Annotated in this window: 17 protein-coding genes; all 17 read right to left on the reverse strand. The window is 41.1% G+C overall.

The features are described from left to right. Positions 1 to 3: 3 nt before the first annotated feature. Positions 4 to 1,017 carry an ABC transporter permease gene (locus tag AB1K83_RS08170; RefSeq protein ID WP_413057685.1) on the reverse strand — a complete coding sequence of 338 codons (1,014 nt, stop codon included), beginning with the start codon at positions 1,015 to 1,017 and terminating at the stop codon, positions 4 to 6. After that, positions 1,018 to 2,517 (reverse strand): sugar ABC transporter ATP-binding protein, encoded by a 1,500-nt coding sequence (locus AB1K83_RS08175; RefSeq protein WP_413057686.1) that lies wholly within the window; start codon positions 2,515 to 2,517, stop codon positions 1,018 to 1,020. Positions 2,518 to 2,532: 15 nt separating this feature from the next. Further along, positions 2,533 to 3,513 (reverse strand): sugar ABC transporter substrate-binding protein, encoded by a 981-nt coding sequence (locus tag AB1K83_RS08180; RefSeq protein ID WP_413057687.1) that lies wholly within the window; start codon positions 3,511 to 3,513, stop codon positions 2,533 to 2,535. Between the two features lie 24 nt (positions 3,514 to 3,537). Beyond that, entirely contained in the window at positions 3,538 to 4,614 is a 1,077-nt protein-coding gene (locus tag AB1K83_RS08185; protein WP_413057688.1) for a Gfo/Idh/MocA family protein, read from the reverse strand. A gap of 19 nt (positions 4,615 to 4,633) precedes the next feature. Further along, complete coding sequence (locus AB1K83_RS08190) at positions 4,634 to 4,957, reverse strand: L-rhamnose mutarotase (RefSeq protein ID WP_413057689.1); 324 nt, start codon at positions 4,955 to 4,957, stop codon at positions 4,634 to 4,636. Between the two features lie 20 nt (positions 4,958 to 4,977). Next, positions 4,978 to 5,808: an amidohydrolase family protein gene (locus AB1K83_RS08195; protein WP_413057690.1), complete on the reverse strand. Its 831-nt coding sequence runs from the start codon at positions 5,806 to 5,808 to the stop codon at positions 4,978 to 4,980. A gap of 22 nt (positions 5,809 to 5,830) precedes the next feature. After that, the gene (locus AB1K83_RS08200; protein ID WP_413057691.1) at positions 5,831 to 6,601 is read right to left on the reverse strand and encodes an SDR family NAD(P)-dependent oxidoreductase; all 771 of its coding nucleotides are present in this window, start codon (positions 6,599 to 6,601) and stop codon (positions 5,831 to 5,833) included. 19 nt (positions 6,602 to 6,620) lie between these two features. After that, a complete protein-coding gene (locus tag AB1K83_RS08205) occupies positions 6,621 to 7,856 on the reverse strand; it encodes a dihydrolipoamide acetyltransferase family protein (RefSeq protein WP_413057692.1) in 1,236 nt (411 codons plus the stop codon). Positions 7,857 to 7,871: 15 nt separating this feature from the next. Further along, a complete protein-coding gene (lpdA, locus tag AB1K83_RS08210) occupies positions 7,872 to 9,290 on the reverse strand; it encodes a dihydrolipoyl dehydrogenase (RefSeq protein WP_413057693.1) in 1,419 nt (472 codons plus the stop codon). Then, on the reverse strand, positions 9,291 to 9,761 hold the full coding sequence (locus AB1K83_RS08215) for a VOC family protein (protein WP_413057694.1): 471 nt from the start codon (positions 9,759 to 9,761) through the stop codon (positions 9,291 to 9,293). It lies immediately after the preceding gene. Next, positions 9,758 to 10,762: an alpha-ketoacid dehydrogenase subunit beta gene (locus tag AB1K83_RS08220; RefSeq protein ID WP_413057695.1), complete on the reverse strand. Its 1,005-nt coding sequence runs from the start codon at positions 10,760 to 10,762 to the stop codon at positions 9,758 to 9,760. Before AB1K83_RS08220 ends, AB1K83_RS08215 begins: the two co-directional genes overlap by 4 nt. Continuing rightward, complete coding sequence (locus tag AB1K83_RS08225; RefSeq protein ID WP_413057696.1) at positions 10,752 to 11,744, reverse strand: thiamine pyrophosphate-dependent dehydrogenase E1 component subunit alpha; 993 nt, start codon at positions 11,742 to 11,744, stop codon at positions 10,752 to 10,754. Before AB1K83_RS08225 ends, AB1K83_RS08220 begins: the two co-directional genes overlap by 11 nt. Before the next feature lie 20 nt (positions 11,745 to 11,764). Continuing rightward, the gene (locus AB1K83_RS08230) at positions 11,765 to 11,953 is read right to left on the reverse strand and encodes a tautomerase family protein (RefSeq protein ID WP_413057697.1); all 189 of its coding nucleotides are present in this window, start codon (positions 11,951 to 11,953) and stop codon (positions 11,765 to 11,767) included. 2 nt (positions 11,954 to 11,955) lie between these two features. Continuing rightward, the gene (gene purB, locus AB1K83_RS08235; protein WP_413057698.1) at positions 11,956 to 13,308 is read right to left on the reverse strand and encodes an adenylosuccinate lyase; all 1,353 of its coding nucleotides are present in this window, start codon (positions 13,306 to 13,308) and stop codon (positions 11,956 to 11,958) included. A 9-nt stretch (positions 13,309 to 13,317) separates the two neighbouring features. Beyond that, complete coding sequence (locus AB1K83_RS08240) at positions 13,318 to 14,334, reverse strand: LacI family DNA-binding transcriptional regulator (RefSeq protein ID WP_413057699.1); 1,017 nt, start codon at positions 14,332 to 14,334, stop codon at positions 13,318 to 13,320. A 285-nt stretch (positions 14,335 to 14,619) separates the two neighbouring features. Then, positions 14,620 to 16,572: a TRAP transporter permease gene (locus AB1K83_RS08245; protein WP_413057700.1), complete on the reverse strand. Its 1,953-nt coding sequence runs from the start codon at positions 16,570 to 16,572 to the stop codon at positions 14,620 to 14,622. 33 nt (positions 16,573 to 16,605) lie between these two features. Then, on the reverse strand, positions 16,606 to 17,604 hold the full coding sequence (locus tag AB1K83_RS08250) for a TAXI family TRAP transporter solute-binding subunit (protein ID WP_413057701.1): 999 nt from the start codon (positions 17,602 to 17,604) through the stop codon (positions 16,606 to 16,608). Position 17,605: the final 1 nt, after the last annotated feature.

The following is a 17,605-nucleotide window of genomic DNA, read 5'->3' on the forward strand; positions in this document are numbered from 1 at the left end:
TGCTTACGAAATGTCTTTCTGCATTCCTTTAATGCCGTAAATTTGTACAGCATTTAGGATTACGGCGAATACAATAATGGAACCTTTAACAACGAGTTGTAGATATGGAGAAATTCCTAAGAGGACCATGCCATTACTTAATACTGCAATAAATAATGCACCTAAAAATGTTCCTATGATGGAACCTTTTCCTCCGGCCAAACTGGTACCTCCAACAATGACCGCCGCAATTACGTCTAATTCCCAACCATTGGCTACTGTTGGATTTCCAGACATTAATCTGGAAGAAAGAATAATTCCAGCTAATGCAGCCAACATCCCTGTGATAACAAACACTGTTGTTTTTACTTTCGCCACCGGTACCCCGGATAATTGTGCTGCTTTAATATTACTTCCCACCGCATAAACATTTCGTCCAAAAGGTGTTTTTACTAATACGTAATAGAAAGCAATATAAAGTACAATCATTAACACCACGACAAAGGGAATAGGCCCAATAAATCCACTTCCTAAAAAGGAAAACCCCTGCGGGAATGGAGATAAAGGAAAACCGCCGGTAATTAAGTATGCAATGCCACGCCAAACGGATAACCATCCAAGACTTGTAATAAATGTTGGGATTCCATATCGATTCCGTAAAAAGCCGATGCTATACCCACTGACTCCCCCTAATAAAATAGTCAATATCATTGCTATCCAAATACTAAAATTCATCGATATTGATAAGAATCCGAGTACTGCACTACTTGCTGCAACTAATGAACCTACGGATAGATCAATTTCCGCTGTAATAATAACCATCGTCATTCCAATTGCTATTATCGAGATCATAGACATCTGTCGCAGCACATCAATAAAATTACTCGTTGTTAAAAAATTGGGGGCAATCACGCTGAATACGATGATTAATAGTAGTAACACACCTGACAGCCCAAGAATATTTTGATATGTTTTCCAATAGTCTTTAAGAGAAAACTTTTTTAGTTTACTGGTTTCCTGCAAACCTTGTTGTATCATTTATTCCCCTCCTAAAATTGCCTTTGTCAGATCATTGACCGATATATTTTCATTTTTTATTTCCTGCTGAATTTTCCCATTATCTAGAATAACGATCCGATCCGTAACTTGGACTAATTCATCTAGATCTGAGGAGGCAATTATAATTGCAATTCCTTTTTGAGTAATCTCATTTAACAACGTATATATTTGTCCTTTTGCCCCTACATCGATACCTCTGGTAGGTTCGTCAAGCAACAGCACTTTTAAATTATCGAGGGCCAACCATCTTCCTAATATGGCTTTTTGTTGATTGCCCCCGCTTAAAAATTCAATATTTCGATTTGGAATATTCGGATAAAGTCCTGTCTGCGCAATCGCAGTTTGGGATACTTCTTCTTCTTTTTTGTTGGATATAAATCCATTCGTAGTAATTTGATTCATAATGGAAACAACAATATTTTCTTTGATACTTCTTCCCGGCAAGATCCCCTCTGTTTTTCTATCCTCTGAAACAAATCCAATTCCTTTTCGAATCATTTTTTTCCTTACAGGATTTTTAAATTCCGTACTTTCAATCTTAATAACACCTGACTCTATCTTTTCATAGCCAAAAATAGATTTGAAAATCTCTGTTCTTCCAGAACCCATTTGGCCCGCTAACCCCAATATTTCACCGGGTCTAACATAGAGGCTTATATTATTTAGATCTTTTGTTTTCAAGTTTAATATCTCCAAAACCTTTTTATCACTTTGAATATTTTTCTTTACTTTTTGGGCAGCTTGTCCAGATTCCCCCAACATTAAATCTACCATTTCTCCCATACTTTTCTCTTTAATAGAGTGAGTTCCAATATTTTTTCCATCTCTCATTATTGTTACCCTGTCGCAAATTTCAGTCAATTCACTTAATCGATGGGTTATATAGATAATCCCGACTTTCTGTTCTTTCAAATTCTTAATGATTTTAAACAGCTGCTCGATTTCTTGAGCGTTCAGGGCCGACGTTGGTTCATCTAAAATTAACACTTTTGCCTGTAAAGAAATTGCTTTACAAATTTCAATAATTTGCTGCTCACCAACCGGTAGTTCTCCTACTAACTTTTTAACATCTAATGAAATCCCGACATTTCTCAATGCTTTTTCTGCATCTTCTTTCATTTTATTTTCATCGATAATTGGTGGAAATTTAGATAATAAAGGAACTCTTCCTGCAAAAATATTCTCAGCAATGCTTAAATCATTAAACAAGCTAAACTCTTGATAGACTATCGAAATTCCCAAGTCTTTTGACATTTGAGTACTACTTATTGTAATAGGGGATCCTTCTAGTACGATTTCCCCACTATCTGGTTCATATGCTCCGGATATCATTTTAACTAATGTAGACTTTCCCGCTCCATTAGCACCCAATAAGGCATGGACTTCTCCATGCCTTAGATCAAAATCTACAAAGTTTAACGCATGAACATTTCCAAATGCTTTAGTAATCTTTTTTAATTCAAGTAGAAATTCTGGCATGCACAACACTCCTCGTTAAATATTCGAGTATTTCTCTACGTATTGTTGAACTTTTTCCGTGTCCTCCTTTGTAAAAACGTCCAAATCCACAATAATTTCACTTTCAACTTCTTCACCTTTCAAAACTTTAACCGCCGCTTCTACAGACTGATAGCCTATCTTTTCCGGGTCTTGAGTCGAGACCGCTTGATATGGATTGGAACTATCCAACAAAGCATTGCCTGTTTGTACATCCATATCTGTCCCGAAGAACTTAATTTGGTCTTGAAGCCCTTTAGAAATAATCCCTTGAACGACTCCCATTGTCGTTCCGCCATTTGCTGCCCACATGACATTCATATCCGGGTTAGCTTGTATCATCGTCTCAGCAACTGACATTCCATTTTCTGGTCCATTGGCATCTTGTTTACTTACAATTTCAATACCCGGTGCTTTTTCTACTTCTGAAAGGAAACCTCTTTCACGATCTTTACCTACTTCAAACATAGAAAGTGTAACCATTCCTAGCTTTGCTTCCCCGTTCAAATGCTCATTCACATAGTCCACTAAGATTCTTCCGGCCTGAGCACCCAACTCAAAATTGTCAATTCCTACAAAGTATTGCATAACGTCTTTAGTGACATTTGTATTGTAATTAATAACTGTGACATTTTTCTCCATAGCACGTTTAATCGCTTGGGTAGATGAAGATGAATCGATAGCAGACATGACAATAGCGTCCATTCCTTGGGAAGAATAGGTGTCTATTAAATTGGATTCTTCAGCTAGATCCAAATTTGAGTTTCCAATCTTCAGGCTTACATCATAATCTTTTGCGGCTTTTTCCATACCCAATTGAATTTGCTTAAACCACTCAACATCCGATTGCATTAAAATACCTGCTATTTCATATTTTTTCTCTTCAGCCGAACCATTCCCCGCATCCCCATTACATGCAGATAATACCAACATACTGATCAACATAATTACTAGAGTTATTTTATTGAATGCCTTCATACTTTACAGCCTCCTCTATCGTTTTTAGTTAATTTCTTCAAGCCATACAGGTCTATTTTCTTTCATTGATTGATAGGCAGCATAAACCATTTTTAATGTTAATAAATTATCATTCACATTATTTTCAGGTTCTCTATTTTCTTCGATAGCCCTCATCAATTCACCCATTGTTCCTATAAATGCGTGAGGAAACCATTTCCCTTCTAGATTTGGTTTAAACCATGTATCTTTGATTAATTTATTTGAGGTGAACTCAATCGTATCTTCTTGCCCAAATGGATAATTATACAAGGCTCCATTTTGCCCCTTTATAATGCCTTCGGTACCTTCAAATCGATAAGTTGCATACCAGTCATCTTGTGTTGACCAGTTATTATGATTATCGTAGACTAGGCCCCTCGCATACCCGGGAAACTTCATATGGATGAGAGTTCTAGTTTCACCCTTCACTTGCTGAGCTGGAAATTTCGCTCCATCCGCGTAGATATATTCCGGGGTTCCAAACAGGAACCTTATTGAATCTAAATAGTGAATGCTGTGGTACATTATTTCTAGGTTTTCTATTTCTTTTAAAAAAGGCCAGTTTTCAAATTGAGTCAATACATTTACTTGGATTGAAGCATTTGTTTTTTCCCCAAGAAGGCCTTTACTAATAATATCGTGACTGGCTCTAATTGATGGAGCCCATCTCATTTGCTGATTAATCGCAATTTTTACATTGTGTTGTTCGCCTAGCTTAACAATTTTCTTAGCATTTTCCATAGTATCAGCAAGCGGTTTTTGACATAAAATATGTTTCCCTGCTTTTGCAGCTAATTCAACAATTTTCGGTTGTAAATCAGCGGTTACAGCTATATCTACTATATCTATGTCAGGATGGTTGATTAACTCTTCAACTGTTCTAAATACATGTGGAATATTAAATTGTTGAGCGACAGATTCAGCCCGATGAAAAGTCCGGTTATAAATACCGATTACTTGGAAGCCTGCTAATTGATATGCGGGTAAATGGGCATCCCGCACAATTTCGCCAGCACCAATAATGCCAATTCGCAGATTTTTGTTTCTAGGAACTTTTGGCTTATAATCCACCTCAAACATCTTCTTTCTCCCCCCTGGTTTATCTCATATAAAAAACTTCTTCCATATCGGCCCACCATTCACTTTCCGAACGAGTGACGAGCGGCTTTTGTAAAGGCTTACAAATAGCCCACCACCTTTGAGTTGCTTCATCTCCCTCCATTTCAGCCATATCTTTTTCGTAATTCTCTCCAACATATTCATAGTAACTAAACAACGTATTATCCTTAAGGTGAATAGAATAATTTTGAATGTTACTTTTTTTAATGCGATCAATTACCTCCGGCCATACTTGTCGATGCAGCTTTTTATATTCCTCTATGTGTTCATCGCTTATATGGATCATGCCGGCCACTCTTAACATGCCATTCACCTCTTTTAAATTTAAAGCTGATAAAATTCAGTGGCAGTATTTTCAAAAACATCTTTAACTTCTTCAGTGTTGCGTTCTGCCATCACAGTCTCGATTGAATCTAATACCCCTTTATAATTACCCGCTAAATTTAATACAGGCCAATCGCTTCCAAACATTAATCGATTAGCACCAAATAAGGAAAATGCAATATCAATGTAAGGCTTTAAGTCTTCTGCTACCCAATCAGCGGAAGCAGCTGTGTTTAAACCCGAGATTTTTGCATATACATTTGGATTGGAAGCGGCTTGTTTTATAAGCTCCTGCCAAGGCTCAAACTGAGCAGAAGCGATCGGCGGTTTTCCTAGATGATCGATTACCATTCTCAAATTAGGCAATTTTTCAGAAAGTATAGGAATCAATTTGAGATGCTCCGGTAAAACAGCGACAACATCAAATGGCACGTTATTAGCTTGTAAAACATTTAAGCCCTCAATAACTCGGGGCTGTATTAGCCAATTGACATCCTTTTCATAATGGATTAAGTGACGAACCCCTTTGAAATATGGGTTTTCTAAAAAACTCTCTAAACGAATAGCCGTCTCATCCGGTTTGTCTAAAGGGACCCATCCTACAACGCCAGCCACCCAGTTGTATCTCTCAGCAATTTCCAACATATACTGTGTGTCTTCGTAGGAATTATCTGCTTGAACAAGAATTGTTTTATCAATCTGAACCTCTTTCAGTATTCCCTCTAATTCTGGTGGTTCGATACTACGAAAAATCGGTTCTTCGTCTTGGGTGGGCCATACATAGGGTACACGATCAAAATCCCAAAAATGTTGATGCGCATCAATTCTCATGAATATTGTCCTCCCTTTTTTCTTAGTCCATTTCATACCCACCACAAACATTCAAAGCTTGTCCATTAATGTAGGAACTTTGATCGGAACATAAAAACAGTGCTGTATCCGAGACATCTTCCGGTGTTCCCAAGCGATCTAATTTAATGGTTTGCAGAAATTTTTCCTCGGGACTTTCTCCCAATTTACTTCTATTTTCATATATCTCTTCCATCATAGGTGTTAAAATAACCCCTGGACAAATTGCATTTGTTCTTATATTTTGTTTCCCAAAAGCTTCTGCCATGGATTTTGTCAAACTAATAATACCCGCTTTACTTGCGGCATAATGAGGGGAGTATGGTCGACCGCTCCTTCCTGCTATCGAAGAAATATTGATAATCCTTCCCTCTTTTTGCGTGAGCATTTGGGCTACAATAGCTTGGGACAACAAAAATACGCTCTTTAAATTAATGGACAACACCCTGTCCCAATCTTCCTCCGTTATATCCAGAAATGGTTTGGTTTGCATAATTCCTGCGTTATTGACCAATATATCGATTACTTGAAAATTTTCCTTTGCAAATTCCACCAAATTCGTTATATTTTCACTGTTTGTTAAATCAGTCACAAATGAAAATAGTTGCCCTTCCACTTGATGCTGTTCTTCTGTGACGATAGAATGGATACCAGGATTTAAATCGACCAGCAATACATTCACCCCGTGGCTGGCCAGCTTAAGGGCAATTGACTTTCCGATTCCTTGGTAAGCCCCTGTCACAATAGCGTTTTTTCCTTTTACTCCGAATGTCATATCTAACCGATCACCTACCTTAGAATAGTTCCCAGTCTATTGATTCCAATTGTTCAATAAGATTTTGTAGAAACACAGCTCCTACAGCGCCGTCAATCAACCTATGATCGAATGATGCCGATAAGCGCAAGATTGGTTTCACTTCAATTTCTCCTTGCTCATTCACGACTGGCTTAAGCTTGGAAGAGCCTACCGCTAAAATGCCTGACTCTGGGGGATTCACTAAAGCAGTAAAATCATCTATCCCAAAGGCACCCAAATTTGAGATTGTAAACGATCCATTACTCATCTCATCTACCGTTAGTTTACCTGCTTTGGCTTTGTTAACTAATCTGTCCCTTTCCTTGGCGATTTCAATTATCGATAATTGATCCGCTTTGCAAATAACGGGAACTAGCAAGCTATCGTTCACTGCGACTGCAAGACCAACATTGACGTCTTTTTTCTTTATAATTGCATGCTGTTTTTCACCATACTCATAACTGCTATTAAAAATTGGCTGCTTCGCTATTGCTAATGCCACGGCTTTGATTAAAAAATCATTGATGGATAACTTCACGCCTTTATTACCTAGTTCATTCACTTTTTTACGTAATGTTTCCATATTGGTAACGTTCATATTCCGATTCAATTGGAATTGAGGCACGTTCATAAAGCTATCGGTCATCCGCGTGGCGATAACTTGACGTATAGCACTGACCGGTTCTTTTTGTATATCAGCACCAACCTGTTTTACTGTCTCTCTTGGTTTTGGTATGTTGCCGTTCCTTGCATCAAGCGCTTTGTAGACGTCCGTTATAACTATCCTTCCAAGAGGACCGCTCCCGACAATTTCATGAGCCAAAAGATTATTTTCTTTTAGCAACCTTCTAGCCGCCGGAGATATGCGGATTCGTTCAGTTTGGTTTGTATGCGCTGCTGTAGCTTTCTGAGGACTAGAGTTTTCCGCTTCTTCAATTACCACTGGTTGAATTGACATGGATTCTTTTTGTGCATTACCGTCCTTACTACTTCCTGCCGAACCCCCAATGCTCCCCAATATCTCCCCAACCTGGACTGATTCTCCCTCCTCATATAGGATTTCTGTCAAGACTCCTGATTGAGGCGCCTCCACTTCCAAAACGGATTTATCTGTTTGTACTTCCACGATCGGCTCTTCTTCATTAACCGTATCACCAACTTGTTTAAGCCATGTTACAATTGTTGCCTCATCCATGGTTAATCCCATTTTAGGTAAAATAATTTCAGCCGCCATTCTACTCACCCCTACTCAACCGTTAATTTCTAATCCTTGAACTGCCAATGCCGCTTCCCCAAGAATTTCACTTATGCTTGGATGCGGGTGAATCGCTGTACTCATTTCCCAAGACGTAGTTTCCAGGAGCATTCCTAATGATAATTCTCCAATTAATTCAGTAGCTTTTTCTCCAATTAGATGGACCCCGACCACTTTGTCTGTCTTTATATCCGTTATTACTTTGGCGAACCCTTGATTGTTAGAACTTATTAAAGCTTTTCCATTACCTGTGTAGTGGAACTTACCAACTTTAAATTTCCTCCCGCCATTTATACATTCGGATTCAGTTAAACCAATACTTGCTATTTCGGGATTTGTATATATACATTTTGGAATATACAGTTCATTTATTGGCTCAACATAGTTACCTAGAATGCTATCGATCGCAATCTTGCCTTGATGTGCTGCCACGTGAGCCAATTGACAGGAACCCGTGATATCTCCAACAGCGTATAATCCCTTAAGAGATGTCTCCATAAATTTATTCGTTTTCACAAAGTGATTTTCAGTTTCCATATCAAAATTCAATTGAAGGTTGGCAAATGTAGTCTTCCTGCCAGTTGCTACAAGTAAAATATCTGAAGTAATAGCGGCTGCTAAGCCTGTTTTATTATTTTGTAATGGAATTTTCAAATGATCTCCATTATCTTCTATTCCTTCTAAATTCACTTCATGCCCCAAAAAAAGATTGACTCCTTTTTTTCTTAAACTCTTTTCTAGCTCATCGCATATCTCTTCATCATTCGTTGGTATCAGATTTTTTTCTTTCTCAATAATATTTACTGCACATCCCATTTCACTGAAAAATGTAGCAAACTCTACCCCAATAACCCCTCCACCCATTATTGAAATGGAATCGGGAAGATAATCTAAATCCAATAAAGTGTCGCTTGTAACGATTTTCTCACTTTGTTCATCCACATTCCTTGGAACAAGGGGGACGGTTCCTGTTGCTAAAATGGCATGCTTCCCTTCAAATTCTTCAATTTCATTTGTTGATCTTCTTACTTTAATCAGATAGGTTCCAGCCATTTTCAAAACAGCTTCGGCTTGGCCTTCGACTACTGCAATTTTATTTTTCTTCATTAAAAATTGCAGTCCTGAAAAAAGCTGATCTATAATCCCCTTTCTTTTTTCAAGAAACTTGGGATAATCTACTTTCTTTACATTATTTGCGTCGACTGCCTTGATGCCCCACTCATGACTATGTTTCAATGTTTGTACTTTTTTTGATAACTCCAACATAATTTTTGTAGGAATGCAGCCCTTATGTAAACAGGTTCCTCCTAATTTTTCTTTTTCAATGAGCAATACTTTCAATCCTTTTTTTGCTCCACGAATTGCTGCCGTATAGCCCCCAATTCCTCCGCCTATAACGACTACATCAAACATTTACACTCTCTCCTTTGATGGGGGTTGAACTAACTCTAAAGTTATCCCGTCCGGATCTTTGAAATATACAGTGTAGCCTCCCTTGTTGCGCCCTTCTTGAATTGCCACGATTTCAGATTTAAACGCTACGCCATGTTCTGTTAATCGATGAACAGTCTGAAAAATATCTGTTACTCTAAAAGCTAGGTGAGCACTGCGGGTATGAGCAGTTCCTTCCGGGACTTCCAATCCTTTAGGGGATACATATTCAACCAACTCTAATATATGTCCTGAAGGGCCGACATCTACTCCATCAATGGAAAACATAGCTACTTTCAAATTGGCATCGGGATATCCAACCAGTTTTCTCGTGTATTCATTATTTTGGGTCTGTTCATGAATTAACGTCAGACCTAATAGATCTCGATAAAATGGAATCGATTTATCCAGGTTTTCCACCGTAAAGCTAGTGTGCCAAAGACCTGTTATCATCTTGAACCTTCTTTCATATATAGTGATTTTTTAATGTCATCTACAATATCTTCTACTTTAGGCAACACTTCTTTTTCCAATTTCATATTGTAAGGAATTGGCGTATCTTTAGCCCCAATCCTATATACAGGTGCGTCTAAATAATCAAACACTTCTTCCGAGATTTGGGCCGCTAATTCCGCGCCCCACCCAAAAGACTTTGCCGCTTCATGAACAATGATGAGCCGATTCGTCTTTTTCACGGAATCTTTGATCGATTCGATATCTAAGGGAACCAATGTCCTCAAATCAATCACTTCGGCATGGATGCCCTCCGCTTTTAATGTCTCGGCTGCTTCCAAGCTGAGATGCACACTTCTAGAAATGCTTACAATTGTAATATCTTCGCCCTCGATTAATACGTTGGCTTGTCCAAAAGGTATTGTATATTCCTCTTCAGGGACATGGCCTTTCGTATTGTATAAAAGCTTATTCTCAATAAACATAACCGGGCAATTTTCTCGGATTGCCGTTTTTAAAAGTCCCTTCGCATCATAAGGGCTCGAAGGTAAAACGACTTTCATTCCCGGTACATGAGCAAAAATAGTTTCAAGACTTTGTGAGTGTTGGGCTGCATTTCCACGTCCGCCCCCGCCTTGCGTTCTAAAAACAATGGGTACCGTAGTTTGTCCGCCCGACATATAAGCCATCTTCGCCCCTTGATTTAAAATTTGATCCAGCGCCACAAATGTAAAATCAATCCACATAAATTCAACAATTGGTTTCAATCCGGTCATGGCAGCACCTATACCCGCGCCAGCGAAACCAGCCTCTGAAATAGGCGTATCAATCACCCGGTCCGCCCCGTATTTTTCAAACAGACCTTTAGTAACGTTAAAAACACCTCCGTAAGGACCTATATCTTCCCCTAACAAGATGATATCTTCATTTTTTTCCATTTCTTCTCTAATGGCTTCATTTAAAGCTTCTGCATAAGTAATTAATCTTTCATCAGTAGACATCTGTATATACCTCCTCTAACGACGGCTCCTCATCCAATACAGCTTGCTCATAGCTAGCATTAATCTCTTCTTTTGCCTGTTCTGCCACTTCCTCTAATTCCCTTTCGGAAAGCCATTCATATTGCAAGCACTGTTCTTTGAAGATTTTCAGAGGTTCTTTTGCCCACCATTCTTGTACCTCTTCCTTTGTTCTATAAGTCTCGCTATCTCCAAACATATGACCTAATAATCGGTAGGTTTTTGCTTCAATAAATGTCGGTCCATTGCCGCTTCTTGCCCGTTCAATAGCTTCTTTCGCAACGGCATCCACAGCCAATGGATCATTCCCATCGACGACGACAGAGTGAATATGATAGGCAATGCCTCTCTCTGCCAAATCTTTATTTAACAGTGAATCTGAAATGGGTGTCATTTCGGAGTATAAATTATTCTCACAAACAAATATGACTGGAAGTTGCAGCACGGCTGCTAAATTCAGTGCTTCATGAAAAACGCCTTGGTTAGTAGCACCATCTCCGAAGAAAGTGACTGCCACTTGCCCTTCTCCCTTACGTTTTGCTGTTAACGCACCTCCGACAGCGATCGGAATGCCTCCCGCTACAATGCCATTTGCTCCAAGCATTCCCAGCTTTTTAGAGGCAATATGCATCGGGCCACCCTTCCCTTTACAATAACCACTCTTCCTTCCAAACATTTCAGCGAATAACTTGAATGGATCTGCTCCCTTTGCTAGGGCATGTCCTCTCCCTCGATAAGTGGTTGTCATATAATCCGTATTATTCAAGTTCCTGCAAATTCCGATGGCAACAGCTTCTTGACCAATATATGGATGCACAGACCCGCCAATTAACCCTTTCTTATATGCCTTAATACTCGCTTCTTCAAAAAAACGGATTTGATTGAGCCCATACCAAATAGAAGTTGCTTCTGATTTGTCTATCTTATAAAGATTTTCAGTTGCTTCAAAAAAGTTGATTTCCAAAGTTCCTCCCGCCTTTCTCCTTAGTCATTATCCCGAACTAACTTTCCCTCTTTTGCAAAAAAACCTTTTTTCAATTCAATTAGCTCAATCCTGACATCGCTTGGCTCGATTTCCAGACTTTCTGTTATTGCTTTCGTCATGTTATACACTAATTTTTCTTTCGTCTCTATCGAACGACCTTCCATCAGTTTCATTGTCAAATAAGGCATCGTCATTCGTCCTTTTTTCCATTTAAGACTTGGTCAATAAAAATGGAACAGAGGCCTAGATAGTTTTCTGGCTTCAGGAAACCTTCCACTTCCTCACGACCATAATGTGTTGTGACCCGCTCATCTTGGCAAATTGCATCGATTAATGGGATGTTTTTCTCATATGCCTTCATACTCGCTTCATACACAACTTCATGAGCAGTCTGCTTACCTAAAGCCCCAGAGATATAGAACATGAGTTGTTCACTTAAAATCAAGCCTCCGGTAATATCCACATTAGACCGCATTTTTTCTTCATTGACATTCATGTTTTGCAGCACTTGCTCCATTTGTTCCAGCATTCTGCTTAAGTAAGTGGACATCTCGGGCATAACCTCTAGCTCAACTAGCCAAAGCCCCATATCTCGTTCGTGTTCTTGCACTAAGGAATCATAAATTAAAGGCAACTGCATGCGCACCAGTCTGGAAAGACCCACCACATACTCACAAATCATCGGGTTCCTCTTATGCGGCATAGTGCTGCTGCCGACTTTCCCGTTTTCAAATCCTTCTTCGATTTCGGCGATTTCAGTTCGCTGTAAATTGATAATTTCATTCGCGATTTTTCCGATGGTCCCCGCGATCATGGCATAAACAGAAGCTAACTCCGTTAAATTATCCCGGGAAGTATGCCATGTAATGTCAGGTATTTTTAAACCTAGAATTTCAATTGTACGCTGTTGAACGACTAGAGCATTTTCTTGCAAAGAAGCTAAAGTACCGGCCGCCCCCCCCAACTGACCTACAAAAACACGATCCGTTATTTCTTCCAATCGTACTCGGTGTCTGTGCATTTCAGAAAGCCAAGTTGCAATCTTAAAACCTAATGTAATGGGGAGAGCATGTTGGCCATGTGTTCTTCCTGGCATAATCGTATGTCTATATCGAATGGTCACTTTTTCAAGACTAGCAATCATGGACTCGACTTGATTATATATAACTTCATAACCTTCTTTGAGTTGGAGAATTAATCCAGTATCAATAATATCCTGTGTAGTAGCACCATAATGGATATACTCGCCCCAAGCTCCCGCACAGTTCTCCTCAAATTGTCTTATGAAAGTAATTAAAGGATGTGCTGTACTTTCAATTCCCTTTCGAATCTCCTCTACATTAAATTTTTCTGCTAAGCTATTTTTACTTATCTCCTCATACGCTTCTGTAGGAATGACCCCTAATTCCGATTCCGCTTGAGCTAGCGCTTTCTCTACGTCAATCCACTTTTTCAACATATTTACATCTGAAAATATGTAACGCATTTTTTCATTTCCGTATAAGTCTCTATATAGAGCGGAATCTATCATATGTGCTTGCATCTTTTCCTCCTATTTTTCTAATTTTTTTACACTGTTTCTAATTATCAATTCAGATTCTTCAATGACAATTTTATGTTCTTCTGAATGATTCTGAATTAGATCGATCAGAACGTCTCCAGCCTTCATACCCATTTCATACAATGGGATTTTGATAGTTGTGAGAGGGGGAGCTGTAATTGTACAAAGCGTAATATCATGAAATCCTATTATCGACACATCTTCTGGAACTCGCAGCCCAAAATCTCGAAGAGCAGCCATCGCACCGAAGGCGACTCTTACATTAGCAGCAAAAACCGCAGTAAAATCCAACTCTCCTTTTTGTAAAACCTCTGCCATTTCTTCATATCCGCTTTTCTCCGTGTACTCTGTTTGGATAATCAATTTGTCATTTACCTGAAGTTGTCGATCGGTTAAAGCTTTCTTATAACCTTGTAATCTCCTCGTACTTGTATCCGTGTCAATATCACCGGTGAGATGGATAATTTGTTCATGATTATTATCTAAGAGATAGGAAACAGCCTTATACGCACCCATTTCATCATTAGCAATTACATAGTTTTTCGCATCTTTGCCTAAACGATTTATGAATACATATGGAATATTAGTTCCGTTTAACTTTTCAATTTCTTCATCGTTCAACTTACTTGAAGCGATTAATAGCCCATCCACTTTTCCTTCAGATACTAAATTTAAGTAGGAACTTTTTTTTTCTGCACGCTTATCACTAGTGACCAATAGATCATATCCTTGTTCAATTAAAGCCTGCTCAACTCCAGTAATAATTTTGCTATACACAGGATTATTAAAATCAGGTATTACGAGGCCAAAAGTAAATGTTTTTCCCGACTTTAAGGACCTTGCCATAGCGTTTGGCCTATAATTCAGATTTTTTACTGCCAACTCTATTTTTTCTTTGGTAGAGCTTGAAATCTTTAAAGTGGCATCATTGTTTAAAAATCGGGAAACCGTTGTTACTCCTACTCCCGCTTCCTTTGCGACATCCTTTAAGGTAGCCGATTCAATCACCCCTAAATTATTCCTGTCAAACACTCAAACATTGAGTAAAACGTTTCAGTGAATCGTTTCACTAAAAACTTATCACATAATTTTATAATTGTCAAAATGTTTTTAACAACTACCCTGAAGTATTCAGAATAACTGTAATGCGGATAAAAGTGGTTATTAACAAACAATTTGCATCCACACTGATTTACTTGCATCAGCCATTCATTTGCTTGTAATTCAATCCTTTCCGCCTATTCTTGAACAGCAAAGCAGGCCATCCCCGTTTCGGATGAGCCTGCTTTTCATTTATAGTAAAGCCGCTGGCCGCGGTCCATCTTCCTGCCGCTTTTTCTGAATGAACCAAACGAGGACAACGACCGCCAATCCAAGAAGACTTGTCTGGAGTTCCGGGATGATCAACAACAGGCCTGCCCCAAAGAGAACGACCCGCTCCCACAGCCGGGAAGGCCGGATAAAGTAACCAATGACCGCACTGCTGACCCCGATCATACCGACCAATGCCGTCGCAATTGCGAGGATCAACTTCACCGCTGTGACATCCACCAATACCAAAATCGGATTGTAGATGAAGATGTATGGCACGATGAAGGCGGCAATCGCCAGCTTGACAGCGGTAATCCCGGTCTTGAACGGATTCGCCTTTGCAATGCCCGCACCCGCGTAAGCGGCAAGACAGACGGGCGGCGTAATATCTGCGACAATGCCGAAATAGAAAACGAACATATGCGCAGCCAGCGGGGCGATGCCAAATTCATTGATCAGCACCGGAGCAGCTATAGTGGCAGTGACCACATAATTCGCCGTTGTCGGAAGCCCCATTCCAAGGATGATGCAGGCGACCATCGTGAAGAACAGCGCCAGAATGAGGAAGCCGCCCGATAGCGCGATGACCCCCGAAGCAAATTTCGCCCCAAGTCCCGTAATGCTCACGACACCCGCGATAATCCCTGCCGTCGCCACAGCCGCAATGACCGGCAAAGCAACCCGGGCTCCTTGTTCGAGCACATTGATGATATCCCGCAACGACATCCTCGACTCTTTCCGTACGAGCGATACGAAATAAGCGGACAATATACCGAACAACGCGGCCCGTTGCGGTGTGAACCCAGACATAATCGTCCCGATGATCACAAACAGCGGAATGAGCATATACCCGTTTTGGACCATCAATGTTTTCAAGACCGGCAGCTCCGCTTTCGGCAAGCCGTAGATCTTCAATCGTTTCGCTTCGAAGTGGGTACCGATGAAAATGCCAGTAAAGTACAGGATGGCTGGAACGACTGCAGCCAACATGATGACGGCGTACGACACACCAAGATATTCCATCATGATGAACGCGGCAGCGCCCATCATCGGCGGCATGATCTGTCCACCCGTCGATGCGGATGCTTCCGTCGCTCCTGCAAATTCGGGGGTGAATCCCGCTTTTTTCATCATCGGAATCGTGAAAGAACCGGATGCCACTGTGTTTCCGACTGAACTCCCCGACACAGTCCCTTGCAGCGCACTCGCGACGACCGCCGCTTTTGCCGTCCCGCCCGTATAGCGGCCCGTCAACGCAAAAGCAAGATCATTAAAGAATTTCCCGATCGGCGTATGAACGAGAATGACGCCAAAAAAGAGGAACAGGAAGATGAACTTTGCTGATATCTGAATCGGCGTGCCGAAAACGCCGCTTTCCCGGAACCACAGATTCGTCGTAATCCGGTCGAGTGAAAATCCAGGGTGCGATAAGATTTGAGTCGGAATATATTTCCCGAAAAGCGTATAGAGAATCGCCACGCTTGCCACGATGACGATCGGGAGCCCGACCGTCCGCCTGGTCGCTTCCAGGACGAGCGCAATCCCGATAATGGAAATGACGACATCCAATGGACTGTATCCTGACACCCGGCTCTGCAGGATCGAATCAAAAAAGATGATCTTATGATACGTAACGTACATTGCTGTGAATGCCAGGACGACGTCATACCACGGAACCGTCTTTTGCGTCCGCATCCATGCTTTTCTTGCAGGGTACAACAGGAAAATGATACCGAGCGCTGTCCCCAGATGAACGGCGCCTTGTTTCTGGGAAGGGAGAGTTCCGAAGTACCCGGTATATAGATGGAACAGAGTCAGGGCGACACCGAGGAAGGTAACAACCCATGCCCATTTCCCGATTTGCAGGCGAAACTGGTTCTCTTTATCGTATTTTTCGAGGATCTGTTGTGCGTCTAACTGTTCCTTCTTTCCCAATCGGCTTCCTCCCTTCCAGATGGTTCTTGTGTTTTATTTCAAACTATCAAGGCTCTTGATCTTCGTCTTTTCCCTTGTGACGATTTGAACGACTTCCGGGTAAATATGACCGATAAAAGCAGCATTCTTCACTTCGCTTCCATTAAAGTCCCCTTCCCCTCTCAGAGCTTGAAGTGCAGGCACGTGGACGGTCATGCCAAGGTCCATCTTCCCGTCCCGGATCGTCGCCAAGTTTTCGACGGACGCCCCCGTTTCCGTATTCGTTATATTGACGCCATCGATATATTTATTCCAAAGATTGGCCATCTCGCCACCAAGCGGATAATACGTCCCGCCCTGGCTGCCCGTTCCGAGGATGAATTCGGACTTCCGTTTGCTCGCATCCGCCGTCAGCGTCGCCACTTCGTTCGGCACGGTCAGCCCTTGCTCTTCATAATACCGTTTAGCCCCTGGATGAATCGGCAGCCCTTCCGCTCCGCGCAGCGCATTTTCCAACGTCATCTGCTTCGCCTGCGCATGCGTATTTTCGCCCGCATTTTCAATCATGCTTTTCGCCAGCTCATAGCCAAGCTCCTCATCGATCGTGTCGACATTCGCCATCAGGATGGCATAAGCCGTCACGGTTTCGATATCTTCCGTTTGGAAATCATACGTCCCTTTTGGAATCGTCAACCGTTTATATTCCGAGTTTTTCTCGATATGCTCGATTGCTTTATCCGAAAGCCCCAGCATCTTCACATCACCTGTCGAAGCTTGCAAACTCTCGATGCTTGCTGCCGGAAGGCCAAGTATGCCGATGGAAATGTCGATATTCCCGTCCTGCACCCCATCCGCCGCATCCCCGAACCCTTCCTGGAACGCTTTATAATCGCCCTCTCCCAGTCCATACGCTTCCAGAATGAGCCTGGAAACATTATTCGTCTCACTCGCAGCAGGCCCGATAGCAATATTCTTCTTGCCTCCCCCGCCACATGCAGACAAGGTGAGCATCAGGGCAGCCAACACCAGCACTATACTTCCTATTTTTCTCATT

The sequence above is a fragment of the Sporosarcina sp. 179-K 3D1 HS genome (assembly GCF_047228905.1).
GTDB lineage: Bacteria > Bacillota > Bacilli > Bacillales_A > Planococcaceae > Sporosarcina.